This is a genomic window from Acinetobacter uliginosus, assembly GCF_044130295.1.
GTDB lineage: Bacteria > Pseudomonadota > Gammaproteobacteria > Pseudomonadales > Moraxellaceae > Acinetobacter.
This window is the reverse complement of the sequence record NZ_JBIQOC010000131.1, coordinates 1-427: the sequence shown is the minus strand read 5'-3', so window position 1 is coordinate 427 and position 427 is coordinate 1. Positions and strand designations below refer to the sequence as shown.

General features: G+C 39.1%; 1 protein-coding gene. It reads right to left on the bottom strand.

Features of this window, described 5'->3' with window-relative positions:
* A partial coding sequence (locus tag ACE01T_RS16740; protein ID WP_395519723.1) for a transposase occupies positions 1-427 on the bottom strand: 427 nt, incomplete at both ends.

The window sequence follows — 427 nt, the reverse complement described above, 5'->3', positions numbered from 1 at the left end:
TCAGCTGAATGGTTTCATCTTTTAGAATACCTTTGGATTCAAGCACTGGATGTTGCTGGATCACCTGATACACAGATTTAGGCCTAAAACGTGTGACAAATCCAATGTTTTGAGCAGTCAGATTTGCATACCATTGGTAATCGACATAGCCTTTATCAAAAACTACAATGCTGCCAGCAGGAAACTGGAATTTGCGGCCTTGTACCATGTCATTTTCTTTGCCATTTTCAACTGCAACAAACTCAGGAATATCATTGCTGTGATTCAATCCTATACTGAGTTTCATACTGGCTTTTGAGTCGTGAACTTTGGCCCATTCACATAAGGAAAGCGACAGGTCAATATGACTGGCATCCAAGGAATACAAGGGATTCTTAAAGCGAAATTTATGAGCTACTTTTGAGTGTTCATAGTATTTAAGCAACTT